The organism is Paraburkholderia sp. BR10936, assembly GCF_040965735.1.
GTDB lineage: Bacteria > Pseudomonadota > Gammaproteobacteria > Burkholderiales > Burkholderiaceae > Paraburkholderia > Paraburkholderia nodosa_A.
In genome coordinates this window covers 61,681-74,830 of sequence record NZ_JBFRCM010000008.1, presented here as the reverse complement: position 1 = coordinate 74,830, position 13,150 = coordinate 61,681, and the positions used below count along the sequence as shown (strand labels likewise).

Annotated in this window: 11 protein-coding genes; 5 read left to right on the top strand and 6 right to left on the bottom strand. The window is 65.7% G+C overall.

Features of this window, described 5'->3' with window-relative positions; genetic code table 11:
- Window positions 1-9 precede the first annotated feature (9 nt).
- The 5 genes from AB4Y36_RS18385 to proC all read left to right on the top strand — a co-directional run bounded on the left by AB4Y36_RS18385 (window position 10) and on the right by proC (window position 5,703).
- Entirely contained in the window at window positions 10-1,515 is a 1,506-nt protein-coding gene (locus AB4Y36_RS18385; protein ID WP_368683755.1) for an FAD-linked oxidase C-terminal domain-containing protein, read from the top strand.
- Window positions 1,516-1,656: 141 nt separating this feature from the next.
- Window positions 1,657-2,745, top strand: a complete 1,089-nt coding sequence (glcE, locus tag AB4Y36_RS18380) for a glycolate oxidase subunit GlcE (RefSeq protein ID WP_368683754.1) — start codon at window positions 1,657-1,659, stop codon at window positions 2,743-2,745.
- 14 nt (window positions 2,746-2,759) lie between these two features.
- Complete coding sequence (gene glcF, locus AB4Y36_RS18375) at window positions 2,760-3,989, top strand: glycolate oxidase subunit GlcF (protein ID WP_368683753.1); 1,230 nt, start codon at window positions 2,760-2,762, stop codon at window positions 3,987-3,989.
- 177 nt (window positions 3,990-4,166) lie between these two features.
- Window positions 4,167-4,865 carry a YggS family pyridoxal phosphate-dependent enzyme gene (locus AB4Y36_RS18370; RefSeq protein WP_368683752.1) on the top strand — a complete coding sequence of 233 codons (699 nt, stop codon included), beginning with the start codon at window positions 4,167-4,169 and terminating at the stop codon, window positions 4,863-4,865.
- Window positions 4,866-4,887: 22 nt separating this feature from the next.
- Window positions 4,888-5,703, top strand: coding sequence for a pyrroline-5-carboxylate reductase (proC, locus tag AB4Y36_RS18365; protein WP_368683751.1), 816 nt, complete (start codon window positions 4,888-4,890; stop codon window positions 5,701-5,703).
- A 72-nt stretch (window positions 5,704-5,775) separates the two neighbouring features.
- On the opposite strand, the gene ubiA is transcribed toward proC, so the two are convergent.
- The 6 genes from ubiA to recG form a co-directional block, all read right to left on the bottom strand.
- Complete coding sequence (ubiA, locus tag AB4Y36_RS18360) at window positions 5,776-6,639, bottom strand: 4-hydroxybenzoate octaprenyltransferase (RefSeq protein ID WP_368683750.1); 864 nt, start codon at window positions 6,637-6,639, stop codon at window positions 5,776-5,778.
- Window positions 6,640-6,797: 158 nt separating this feature from the next.
- Window positions 6,798-7,286: a Dps family protein gene (locus AB4Y36_RS18355; RefSeq protein WP_042262475.1), complete on the bottom strand. Its 489-nt coding sequence runs from the start codon at window positions 7,284-7,286 to the stop codon at window positions 6,798-6,800.
- A gap of 170 nt (window positions 7,287-7,456) precedes the next feature.
- On the bottom strand, window positions 7,457-7,633 hold the full coding sequence (locus AB4Y36_RS18350; protein ID WP_176732993.1) for a hypothetical protein: 177 nt from the start codon (window positions 7,631-7,633) through the stop codon (window positions 7,457-7,459).
- A gap of 88 nt (window positions 7,634-7,721) precedes the next feature.
- Window positions 7,722-9,161, bottom strand: coding sequence for a catalase (locus AB4Y36_RS18345; RefSeq protein WP_368683749.1), 1,440 nt, complete (start codon window positions 9,159-9,161; stop codon window positions 7,722-7,724).
- 387 nt (window positions 9,162-9,548) lie between these two features.
- A complete protein-coding gene (locus tag AB4Y36_RS18340) occupies window positions 9,549-10,508 on the bottom strand; it encodes a hydrogen peroxide-inducible genes activator (RefSeq protein WP_368683748.1) in 960 nt (319 codons plus the stop codon).
- A gap of 174 nt (window positions 10,509-10,682) precedes the next feature.
- Window positions 10,683-12,974, bottom strand: coding sequence for an ATP-dependent DNA helicase RecG (gene recG / locus AB4Y36_RS18335; RefSeq protein WP_368683747.1), 2,292 nt, complete (start codon window positions 12,972-12,974; stop codon window positions 10,683-10,685).
- Window positions 12,975-13,150: the final 176 nt, after the last annotated feature.

Sequence of the window (13,150 nt, the reverse complement as noted above, 5' to 3'; positions counted from 1 at the left end):
GGAGGAGACATGAACGCACCCGAGGCGAACTTGCCCGAGCTGAGCCCGGTAGCGCTCGCGCAACGCCAGCGCGAGGTAGTCCAGGCGTTGATGGCCGTGCTGCCGGCGCATTGCCTGCTGCATCGCGAGGAGGACACCGTCGCCTACGAGTGCGACGGCCTCGCCGCCTACCGGCGGCTGCCGCTCGCCGTGGCGCTGCCGGAGACCGAGTCGCAGGTGCAACGCATCGTGCAGATCTGCCGGCGCCTCGACGTGCCGGTCGTGCCGCGCGGCGCGGGCACCGGCCTCTCGGGCGGCGCCATGCCGATCCGGCATGGCATCGTGCTTTCGCTCGCGCGCTTCAAGCGCATTCTCGAAGTCGATTCCTATGCGCGCACGGCCACCGTGCAACCCGGCGTGCGCAATCTGGCCGTTTCCGAAGCGGCGGCGCCCTTCGGCCTTTACTACGCGCCAGACCCTTCGTCGCAGATCGCTTGCACGATAGGCGGCAACGTTTCGGAGAATTCCGGCGGCGTCCATTGCCTGAAGTACGGCCTCACGGTGCACAACGTGCTGCGGGTGCGCGCCGTCACGATGGACGGCGAGATCGTCGAATTCGGCTCGCTCGCGCCCGATGCGCCGGGCCTCGACCTGCTCGCGGTGATGATCGGCAGCGAAGGCATGTTCGCGATCGTGACCGAGGTGACCGTCAAACTGATTCCGCGCCCGCAAACCGCGCAGGTCATCATGGCGAGCTTCGACGACGTCGTGAAAGGCGGCGACGCCGTCGCGGGCATCATCGCCTCCGGCATCATTCCGGCGGGCCTGGAAATGATGGACAAGCCGGCCACGCGCGCGGTGGAGGAGTTCGTGAACGCGGGCTACGACCTCGACGCCGCCGCCATCCTGCTGTGCGAAGCCGACGGCACGCCCGAGGAAGTCGCCGACGAGATTGCGCGCACGACCACGGTGCTGCGCGAGCATGGCGCCACGCGCATCCAGATCTCGCGCACCGAGGAAGAACGCCTGCGCTTCTGGTCGGGCCGCAAGAATGCGTTTCCGGCCGCGGGCCGCATCTCGCCCGACTACTACTGCATGGACGGCACCGTGCCGCGCCGCGCGATCGGGCCGCTGCTCGCGCGCATCCACGAGATGGAAAAGCAGTATGGACTGCGCTGCATCAACGTGTTCCATGCCGGCGACGGCAACATGCACCCGCTCATTCTCTTCAACGGCAACGACCTCGACGAATGGCACCGCGCAGAGGCTTTCGGCTCGGATATTCTCGAGACCTGCGTCGAACTGGGTGGCACCGTGACGGGCGAGCACGGCGTGGGCATCGAGAAGATCAATTCGATGTGCGTGCAATTCTCGCCGCAGGAGCGCGACGCGTTTCATGCGGTGAAACACGCGTTCGACCCGGCCAGGCTGCTCAACCCCGACAAGGGGATCCCCACCCGGGCGCGCTGCGCCGAGTACGGACGCATGCATGTGCGCGGGAATCTGCTGCCACACCCCGAGTTGCCGCGCTTCTGACGGACGCGCAAACACGCACCCGGCACCGCGCAGTCTATGCATATCGCGTGACCCGAATGAGGGTCCGCTCCGGGTTGTCAGGCGGGGTTCGCTCAGTACAATCGAACGAACCATATAACGAACGAGCGCGACCATCACGACATGGAAGAGGACGACATCGTCTCGGACTGGTCCGAACGCATCCGGGCGGCGAGCGCCGATGGCCGGGCGCTGCGCATTCGCGGCGGGGGCACGAAGGACTGGTACGGCCAGTCGCTCGAAGGCGAGATTCTCGACACGCGCGCACACCGCGGCATCATCGCGTACGACCCGGCAGAACTGGTGATCACGGCGCGCGCCGGCACACCGCTTGCGGACATTGAAACGGCGCTTGCGGCCCACAGCCAGATGCTCGCGTTCGAGCCGCCGCACTTTGGCGCGCAGGCCACCCTGGGCGGCTGCATTGCCGCAGGCATTGCCGGGCCGCGGCGGGCGAGCGCGGGCGCACCGCGCGACTTCGTACTGGGCGCGGTGCTCATGAACGGCCACGGCGAGGTGCTGCATTTCGGCGGCCAGGTCGTGAAGAACGTGGCGGGCTACGACGTTTCGCGGCTCATGGCGGGCTCGCTCGGCACGCTCGGGCTGCTGCTGGAGCTTTCGGTGAAGGTGCTGCCGACGCCGCAAGCGGAAACCACGCTCAAGTTCGACATGAACGGCACGGACGCCGTGCGCAAGCTCAACGAATGGGGCGGCCGCCCGCTGCCGATGACGGCGAGCGCCTGGCGCAACGGCACGCTCGCGGTACGCCTCGCGGGCGCGGAAGCCGCGGTGAAGACGGCCCGCGCGAGCCTGGGCGGCGAAGTGGTGGACGCCGTGGAGGCCGAACGCTTCTGGGCGGGCCTGCGCGAGCAGACCGATCCGTTCTTTGCGTCGATTGCGCCCAACGCGGCGCTCTGGCGCCTCGCGCTGCCCTCGATCGCGGAGCCCCTGCAATTGCCCGGCGCGCAACTCATGGAATGGGGCGGCGCGCAGCGCTGGTGGATCACGGAAACCGACGCACAAACCGTGCGTATCAGCGCGAAGCAAGCCGGCGGTCACGCCACGATGTTCCGCACGGGACGCGACTACGATCGCAGCGCGGGCATCTTCACGCCTTTGCCCGCGCCGCTCATGAGGATCCATCGCGGCCTGAAGGCCGCCTTCGACCCGGCCCGCATCTTCAATCGCGGCCGGCTGTATTCCGACTTCTGACGACACACGCGGCGATGCAGACGAACCTCGCGGACTTCATACGCAACACCCCCGACGGCGACGAAGCCGACGCGATCCTGCGCAAGTGCGTGCATTGCGGCTTCTGCACCGCGACCTGCCCGACCTATCAGTTGCTCGGCGACGAACTGGATGGCCCGCGCGGGCGCATCTATCTCATGAAGCAGATGGTGGAAGGCGCGCCGGTCACGAAGAGCACGCTCACGCACCTCGACCGCTGCCTCACATGCCGCAGTTGCGAGACTACCTGCCCTTCCGGCGTGCAGTACGGACGCCTCGTGGAAGTAGGCCGCAAGCATGCCGAACAGATGGTGAAGCGGCCGCTGCGCCAGCGCATCATGCGCCGCCTGCTCGCGGGCGTGCTGCCGCGCCGCGCCCTCTTCACGCCGGCGATGCGCCTCGGCCAGCAGGTGCGGCCGCTTCTGCCCAAGCGCCTGCGCGACAAGGTGCCCGTGCGCCAGCGCTCGCTCGCCTGGCCCACGGCGAAGCACGCGCGCAAGATGCTCATGCTGCAAGGCTGCGTGCAGCCCTCGATGATGCCCAACATCAACATCGCGACCGCGCGCGTGCTGGATGCGCTCGGCATCGAAACGATCGTCACGCCGCAATCGGGCTGCTGCGGCGCGATCCGCCTGCATATGGGCTACGCCGATGACGCGCTCGACGACGTGCGCGCGAACATCGACGCCTGGTGGCCGTACATCGAGCAAGGCGCGGAAGCGATCGTGATGAACGCCTCGGGCTGCGGTGCGACGGTGAAGGAATACGCGCACCTGCTGCGCGACGATCCGGCCTATGTGGAGAAGGCGCGCCGCGTGGTCGAACTCACCCGCGATCTCTCGGAATTGCTGCCCGCATTCGAGGAACAGCTCGTGGCCAACACGAGGCGCCGTAGCATCAAGACGGTAGCGTGGCATCCGCCCTGCACACTGCAGCATGGCCAGCAGTTGCGCGGCGGCGTGGAACGGCTGCTCACCGCGCTCGGGCTCGATGTGCGGTTGCCGGCCGACAGCCATCTTTGCTGCGGCTCCGCGGGCACCTATTCGATCATGCAGCCGCGCCTTTCCTACACGCTGCGCAACCAGAAAGTGGACCGGCTGCAGGCGCTGGAGCCGCAATTGATCGTCTCCGCCAACATAGGCTGCATTACGCACCTGCAAAGCGGCACGGCAATTCCGGTCACGCACTGGATTGAGCTGGTCGAACATATGCTGGTGACGAATTGAGTCCATCGGGAACAGAACCAGCGTAACGAGACGCGCGGCGCGCCAACAGTCGGCCATTCGGTATAGCCTTTCCGGCCAGTGTTTCGCGCCGTGCGCAGTCCGTATAATGGCCCTCGTTCTGTTCGTTTTGGATCCAAACAGCGGCGCGCGCCATTTCACGCGCCGGCGTTCAGCCCGATGACCGATCTCTCCCACAATCTCGAAGCTGTCCGCGAGCGCATTGCCGCCGCCGCCCGCAACGCCGGCCGTGACCCGCAAAGCGTCGAGCTGCTCGCGGTTTCGAAAACGTTTCCTGCGCAAGACGTGCGCGCCGCTCACGCTGTCGGCCAGCGCGCGTTCGGCGAAAACTACGTGCAGGAATCCGTGGACAAGATCGAGGCGCTCGCCGACTTGCGCGCGAGCATGGAATGGCATTTCATCGGGCCGCTCCAATCGAACAAGACACGCCCTGTAGCCGAGCGATTCGACTGGGTCCATTCGGTCTATCGTCTGAAGATTGCCGAACGCCTGTCGGCGCAACGTCCCGCCGGCATGGCGCCGCTCAACGTCTGCCTGCAGGTCAACGTGAGCGGCGAAGCCAGCAAGAGCGGCGTCACTCCGCAAGAAGCGCGGCAGGTCGCGCGCCAGATCGCCGCCCTGCCCAACCTGCGCCTGCGCGGGCTCATGTCGATTCCCGAGCCGGAAACCTCACTCGAGGGGCAACGCGCGCCGCACCGCCAGCTACGCGAGCTGTTCGAAGCGCTACGCGCAGATGGCCTCGCGCTCGACACGCTCTCCATGGGCATGTCGGCCGACCTCGAAGCCGCGGTGCTCGAAGGCGCGACGATCGTGCGCGTCGGCACCGCGATTTTCGGCGCGCGCGACTACTCTCACTGATTCACTGAACGATTCCATCACCATGAAAATTGCCTTCATCGGCGGCGGCAACATGGCCGCCGCACTCATCGGCGGTCTGATCCGCAAGGGCGTTCCCGCCGACAACCTCTACGCGATCGATCCGAACGAGGACGCCCGCAAGCGCAGCGCCGAGCAGTTCGGCGTGCGCACCGGCGCCGCCGCGGACGCCGCGCTCGCGTCGTACGACGCCGTTCTGATCGCCGTGAAGCCGCAAATCGCCAAGGCCGTGGCCGAAGGCATCGCACCGTACCTTGGTGCGCATCAGGTCGTCATCAGCATCATGGCCGGCATTCGCATCGACGATCTCTCCCGCTGGCTGAACGGCCACGCGCGCGTCGTGCGCACGATGCCGAACACGCCCGCGCTGATCGGCATGGGCGCTACCGGTCTCGTCGCGAGCAGCGGCGTGGACGCAGCGGGCCGCCAGCTCGCTTCGGATGTGCTCGGCGCAGTCGGCCAAACGGTCTGGTTCGACGACGAAGCGAAGATCGACGCGGTCACGGGCATCTCGGGCAGCGGCCCGGCCTACGTGTTCTACCTCATCGAAGCGCTCGAAGAAGCGGCGCGCCAGCTCGGCATGGACGAGCAGCAAGGCCGCGCGCTCGCCATCGCCACATTCGCGGGTGCGGCGCAACTCGCGCTGCAATCGGACGAGCCGCCCGCCGTGCTGCGCGAGCGCGTGACTTCCAAGGGCGGCACGACCGCCGCCGCGCTGGCATCGTTCGACGCTTCGGGCGTGAAGGCCGCCATCGTCAAGGGCGCGCTCGCGGCCGATGCGCGCGCGAAGGAAATGGGCGAGGAATTCGGCAAGCAGTAAGCGCACCGCAGTCCAGATAGAAAAAGCGCCGGGTGCGTCATGCACCCGGCGCTTTTTTTCATCGATCTCGCCTCAGAGTCCCGCGACGGCGTAATGGGCAGCAATCCCGACGAACAGCACGCCGCCCAGCCAGTTGTTGTGGCGGAACGCGGCGAAGCACGGCATGCGTTCGCGGTTCTTGATGAGGGTGTAGTGATAAATGGCGCAGCCCACGGCGGCCGCCCAGCCGAGCCAGTAGAGCCAGCCGAAGCCCAGCGTCACGCCCACCCACACGTAAATGCCGAGCGTGGCCGCATAGCAGAGCATGATCGCGAGCACGTCGAAGCGGCCGAAAGTGAGCGCCGAGGTGCGAATGCCGATCTTGATGTCGTCGTCGCGATCGACCATCGCGTATTCGGTGTCGTAGGCCACGGACCAGAACACGTTCGCGGCCAGCATGATCCACGCGAGCGCCGGCACGTGGTCCTGCACGGCGGCAAATGCCATGGGAATGCCGAAGCCGAACGCGATGCCCAGATACGCCTGCGGAATCGCGAAAAAGCGCTTGGTGAACGGATACGACGCCGCTACGAACAGCGCCACGACCGAAAGCTGCTTCGTCAGCGCATTGAGCGGCAGGATCAACAGGAACGACACGAGCGCGAGGCCCGCGGCAATCGCCACCGCTTCCCAGGCGCGAATGCTGCCCGACGTGATGGGGCGTTCGGCCGTCCGTTTGACGTGGCGGTCGAAATCGCGGTCGGCGTAGTCGTTGATCGCGCAGCCCGCCGAGCGCATCAGCACGGTGCCGACCGTGAAGATGATCAGCAGCGAGAGGGGCGGATGGCCGTCCGAGGCGATCCACAGCGCGTTGAGCGTCGGCCACAGCAGCAGCAGGCTGCCGATCGGCTTGTCCATGCGGACGAGCCGCAAATAGAGCGGGAGTCGGGCGAACATGATCGGGGCGGGAAAAGCGATGCCGCTATTGTAGGCCAGGGCGGCGCGCCGTCGCCGCGAGCCGCGCCCGCGCAAAAACAAAGGCCCGCCGGACATCCGGCGGCCCTTTCATCGTGCTAATCGCGCTTCAGGCGCAGCGCCCGGGCGCCGCATCGGCATCAGGCCAGCAGCGAGCGCAGCATCCACGCGGTCTTTTCGTGCGTCTGCATGCGTTGCGTGAGCAGGTCGGCGGTCGGTTCGTCGTTGGCCGCTTCCGTCGACGGGAAGATCGCGCGCGCGGTGCGCACCACGGCTTCCTGGCCCTCCACCAACTGGCGGATCATGTCTTCCGCGGCCGGCACCCCGTCCGCTTCGGGAATCGACGAGAGCTTCGCGAATTCCTTGTAGCTGCCCGGCGCATGCACGCCCAGCGCACGAATACGCTCGGCGATGGCGTCGACAGCCAGCGCGAGTTCGTTGTACTGCCCTTCGAACATCAGGTGGAGCGTGTTGAACATTGGCCCCGTGACGTTCCAGTGAAAGTTGTGCGTCTTCAGATACAGCGTGTAGGTGTCCGCGAGCAGGCGCGAGAGACCCTCCGCGATCTTCTTGCGATCCTTGTCGCTGATGCCGATATTCACGTGCTGTACGGTTGCTTTTTTGGCCATGACGACTCCTTGTGTAGCAGTGAGACTACGCGTGCTTGACGATCCTGTTGTGCCCGCCTGCGCCTTAAAAAAAGCTGGCGCGCGAGCGCTCGATCGGTCGTCAGTGTAGCCTGGAAAGTTCAGAAAGCCCGCTCATCCGGCCCTACTGTGCAGCAACGCGCCCGGCTCGTTCAGCGCCCTGCCAGGTGCGCGAAGGCTTGCGTGGCGATCGCCACGAAGCCGCTCGCCACGATCGCAAAGCCCACCATCCGGCGCACGATCTGCGTGCCTTGCGCACGCGTGCGCGCCATCGCGGCCGCATTTCCCGGTCCCATCGTCTTGAGGGTCATCGTCATCGTTCGGGTCATGATCATGCTCCTGTGGTCGTTCCTCGAATTCCTGCTTCAGGCGCGGCTCGCTGTCTTGACGTCGTGACAACAATCCGCGCCTGCGTCCTTACTTCGCCAGCTTCGCGATCGCGTCGATCACGCCTTGCGCATACGCAGGATCGGCGCGGCGGAAGTGTTCGATCTGACGCTCCACGATCTGAGCCGGCACACCGTTGATATGCCGGGCGATGTTCGCGAAAAGCCGCTCGCGCTGGCCCGCATCGAACAGCCGGAACAACGCGCCCGGCTGGCTGTAGTAGTCATCGTCTTCGCGGTGATCGTAGTGATCGACCGCACCGGCCGCGAGCGGCGGCTCGCCCGCCTGCGGACGCTGCGCGAAGTCGCCGAAACGACTCGGTTCATAGTTCACGTTGCCGCCCAGGTTGCCGTCGGTGCGCATCGCGCCGTCGCGATGGAACGAGTGGAACGGGCAGCGCGGCGCATTCACCGGAATCTGGTGATGGTTCACACCGAGGCGATAGCGCTGCGTGTCGCCATACGAGAACAAACGCCCCTGCAGCAAGCGATCCGGCGAGAAGCCGATGCCCGGCACCACGTTCGCCGGCGTGAAAGCGGCCTGCTCGACATCGGCGAAATAATTCTCCGGATTGCGGTTCAGCTCGATCGTGCCGACGTCGATCAGCGGATAGTCCTTGTGCGGCCAGATCTTCGTGATGTCGAACGGGTTGTACGGCACCTTCGCGGCATCGGCCTCGGGCATCACCTGAATGCGGAAATGCCACTTCGGGAAATTGCCCTTTTCGATTTCGTTGAAAAGATCGCGCTGCGCCGATTCGCGGTCCTGAGCAATCACCTGCGCGGCTTCGGCATCGCTGTAGTTCTCCACGCCCTGCGCCGACTTGAAGTGGAACTTCACATAGAAGCGCTCGTTGTTCGCGTTGATGAACGAGAACGTGTGCGAGCCGAAACCGTGCTGCTGGCGATAGTTCTTCGGAATGCCGCGATCGCTCATGAGGATCGTCACCTGATGCAGCGACTCGGGATGACGCGACCAGAAGTCCCACGCGGCCACGTTGTTGCGCATGTTGGTGCGCGGATCGCGCTTTTGCGTGTGGATAAAGTCCGGGAACTTGAGCGGATCGCGAATGAAGAACACCGGCGTGTTGTTGCCGACGATGTCCCAGTTGCCCTCTTCCGTGTAGAACTTGATCGAGAAGCCGCGCACATCGCGCTCGGCGTCCGCCGCGCCGCGCTCGCCCGCCACGGTCGAAAAGCGGATGAAGAGCGGCGTTTCCTTGCCGATTTCGCCGAACACTTTCGCCTTCGTATAGCGCGAGATGTCGTGCGTGACCTTGAGCGTGCCGAACGCGCCCGAGCCCTTCGCGTGCACGCGGCGCTCGGGAATCACTTCGCGGTCGAAGTGCGCGAGCTTTTCGAGCAGCCACACGTCCTGGAGCATCACCGGGCCGCGCGGACCGGCGGTGAGCGAGTTCTGGTTATCGACGACGGGTGCGCCGGCTGCCGAGGTGAGAGTACGGTCGGTCATGCTGGATTCCTTCCTTGCTTGCGTGTGTGTTCTGGAATTCGGTGAAATCTGCTTCGGGATGGCGCGAGGCCGTCAGGCGGACAGCGCGCGGTCGACGAGCAGCGAGAACCACACGGTGCGAAGGCCAGAATGGGCGCGTGCCGAGGTGCTGGGGGTGTTCGGGGTGGTGGTTTGCATCGCTTCCTCCAGGGGTTTCCGGTTGAGATCGGTTAGAGGAAACTCTATCAACGACTATCGATATCTGTAATTTGATTTATTCAATCTATCGAATAGGCGTTGATTATTAGGGTCGCAAGGAACGTAAGGCTGGGGATGGCGGCGCGGGCGGATGCCGCGCTCGAAAGGAAAACGCGCCGCGCAGCCCGAAAGCGCACGGCGCGAGATACGTCAGGCAGCCTCGGCAGGCACCTCGATCTTCTTCACGCCGGGCAGCTCGCAGGCGTGAATGGCGTCGACGATCGCCTCGATCGCCGGCATGCGCGTGAAGCTCTTGCGCCACGCGAGCACCACGCGGCGGTCCGGCACGGGTTCGTCGAACGGCACGTAGGACAGCAGCCCGGAATCCACGCCGCCCGCGTGCGGCTTCACCTCGGTCACCGACATGCGCGGCAGCACGGTAATGCCCACGCCGCTCGCGACCATATGACGTATGGTCTCCAGAGACGAGCCTTCGAACGTCTTCTGGATGCCGTCGGCGTTCTGCGAGAAGCGCATCAGTTCGGGGCACACGCCCAGCACGTGGTCGCGGAAGCAATGACCGCTGCCGAGCAGCAGCATGGTTTCCTGCTTGAGGTCGTCCGGGTCGATCTTCGGGCGCTGTTCCCACGCGTGGCCCGACGGCAGCGCCACGACGAACGGTTCGTCGTAGAGCGGGCGCAGCGTGAGGCCGGTTTCGGGGAACGGCAACGCCATGATCGCCACGTCGATTTCGCCCTGCTTGAGCAGCTCGATGAGCTTGAGCGTGTAGTTCTCCTGCAGCATCAGCGGCATTTGCGGCACGCGCTTGATCATCTGCTTGACGAGCGTGGGCAGCAGGTAGGGCCCGATCGTATAGATCACGCCAAGGCGCAGCGGCCCCACGAGCGGGTCCTTGCCCTGCTTGGCGATTTCCTTGATCGCGAGCGTCTGCTCTAGCACGCGCTGGGCTTGCGTGACGATCTGCTCGCCGATGGGCGTGACGCTCACCTCGCTCGTGCCGCGCTCGAAGATCTGCACGTTCAGTTCGTCTTCGAGTTTCTTGATGGCGACCGAAAGGGTCGGCTGGCTCACGAAGCAGGCTTCCGCGGCCCGTCCGAAGTGGCGCTCTCGAGCTACCGCGACAATGTATTTCAATTCAGTGAGCGTCATTCGGGGACCAATCAAAAAAGGTGAATCAATAGTTTGTAGTTATACACCTATGGCGGTGATTCGCCAATAATCAACACCCCTATGCGGGGCGTGATCACGACAAAAGGGTCAGACGGCGTAGGCGCGCGCAGGTTCCGCGCAATGGACTCGCAGTTGGACTCGCAGTTGAACTTTTTACGCTTTCAGATACTGCTCGCGGGCGCCGAGCCAGCGATTCAGATGCTGCGTGACGACGAGCGGAAACTCGTGCAGCAGCCGATCGGCCGCGCCGCGCGCAGGCTCGATGAGCCATGCGTCGGTCTCGAGGTTCGCGAAGCGAAGCATCGCCGCGCCAGATTGACGCGCGCCCAGGAATTCGCCGGGGCCGCGGATTTCAAGGTCCTTGCGCGCGATCTCGAAGCCGTCGGTGGTCTCACGCATGGTTTGCAGGCGCGCGCGGCCCGTGAGCGACAACGGCCCGGTATAGAGCAGCACGCACACCGAAGCGGCGCTGCCCCGCCCCACGCGCCCGCGCAACTGGTGCAATTGCGCGAGGCCGAAACGCTCGGCGTGCTCGATCACCATCAGCGACGCATTGGGCACGTCCACGCCGACTTCGATGACCGTCGTCGCCACGAGCAGCTGCACCTCGTTGCGTGAGAACGCATCCATGACGGCGGCCTTGTCCGTGGAAGCGAGGCGGCCGTGCACGAGCCCGACGGTGAGCTCCGGCAGCGCGGCTACCAGCGTTTCGTAAGTCTCGACGGCCGTTTGCAGCTGCAGCGTCTCGCTTTCCTCGATCAGTGGACATACCCAGTACACCTGACGACCCGTGAGCGCCGCTGCGCGCACGCGCGCGATCACTTCCTCGCGGCGCGCGTCGGAAATGAGCTTCGTGAGGATCGGCGTGCGGCCGGGCGGCAGCTCGTCGATGGTGGAGACGTCGAGATCCGCGTAGTAGGTCATGGCGAGCGTGCGCGGGATCGGCGTGGCCGACATCATCAGCTGATGCGGCTGGAACTCGCGATGCGTCTCGCCAGGCGCTTTCGCGTTCTGCGCCTTGGCACGCAGCGCGAGCCGCTGCTCGACGCCGAAGCGATGCTGTTCGTCGACGATCACGAGGCCGAGCCGCGCGAATTCCACGGCCTCCTGAATGATCGCGTGTGTGCCGATCACGAGCTGCGCCGTGCCGAGCGCCGCGGCTTCGAGCGCCGCGCGCTTTTCCTTCGCCTTGAGGCTGCCCGCGAGCCACGCCACCTGCACGCCGAGCGGCTCGAGCCAGCCGCGCAGCTTGCGCGCGTGCTGTTCCGCGAGGATTTCGGTGGGCGCCATGAGCGCGGCCTGGTAGCCGGCGTCGATGGCCTGCGCCGCCGCGAGCGCCGCGACCACGGTCTTGCCGCTGCCCACGTCGCCTTGCAGCAGACGCTGCATGGGGTGCGGCTGTTCGAGATCGTGCGCGATTTCCGCCACCACGCGCTCCTGCGCGCCGGTGAGCGTGAACGGCAACGCGCCGCGCAGCCGCGCGAGCAGCGTCTCGTCGCTCTTGCGGCCTGCGACGTGGCGCGCCATCGCGGGCGCGGCGCGGGTGCGGCGCTCTTCGTGCGCACGCTTGAGCGACAGTTGCTGCGCGAGCAGTTCCTCGAACTTGATGCGCGTCCACGCGGGATGCGTGCCGTCGATCAGCTCGTGCTCGTCGGCGTTCACGGGCGGGTGGTGCAACGTCTTCACGGCGTCCATCAAGGGCGGCAGATTCAGCGGCTCCATGAATTCTTGCGCCACCGCATCCGGTAGCAGTTCTGGCAGATGCGCACGCGACAGCGCGTTGTCGATCGCCTTGCGCAGATACGCCTGGCTCACGCCCGCCGTGGACGGATACACGGGCGTAAGCGCCTGCGGCAGCGGCGCGTCGCCCTCTACGACCTTCACCGCCGGATGCACCATCTCCATGCCGAAGAAGCCGCCGCGCACGTCGCCGCGCACGCGCAGGCGCTTGCCGATCGCCATCTGCGTGACCTGCGAGCCGTAGAAGTTCAGGAAGCGCAAATGAAGCTGGTCGCCGTTGTGATCCTCCAGCTTCACGACGAGCTGGCGGCGCGGCCGGTAGGCGATCTCGTTGTCGAACACCACGCCTTCGGTTTGCGCGATGCCGCCCGGCAGCAGTTCGCCGATGGGCGTGAGCGTGGTTTCGTCCTCGTAGCGCATCGGCAGATGCAACACGAGATCGATGTCGCTGCGCAGACCGAGTTTGGCGAGCCGGTCGGCGGTTTTGGTGAGCTTGGGCTTGTCTTTGGCCGCGGCTTTTTCTACGGCTTCTTCCACGGCCTTGTCCGCGGACTTCTTCGCGGCGCGTTTGCGCGCGGGCGCTGCGGCCCCTTGCGTCGCGTCCGCTTGCCGCTTGCGCTCGCCGTCCTCGGGCTTGTGCGCGTCGTCGGGCGCCTCGCTCGCGGAATCGGCTTCGGACATCAATCGGCTAACGGATGGGGGCATGGGCAGCTTCGCAAGTACAATATCGGCTTTCCGGTATGGCGCGGCGCGTGCAGCGCGACGGCCTCTGCCATCGGGCACGCCGCGCGCATCGCTATCGCGCACGTCCCGCAATCATAGCCTTTCGTCACGCACGAACGGCCATTGCAGCCGCTTTTTGGGGCACAACCGCTTGACGG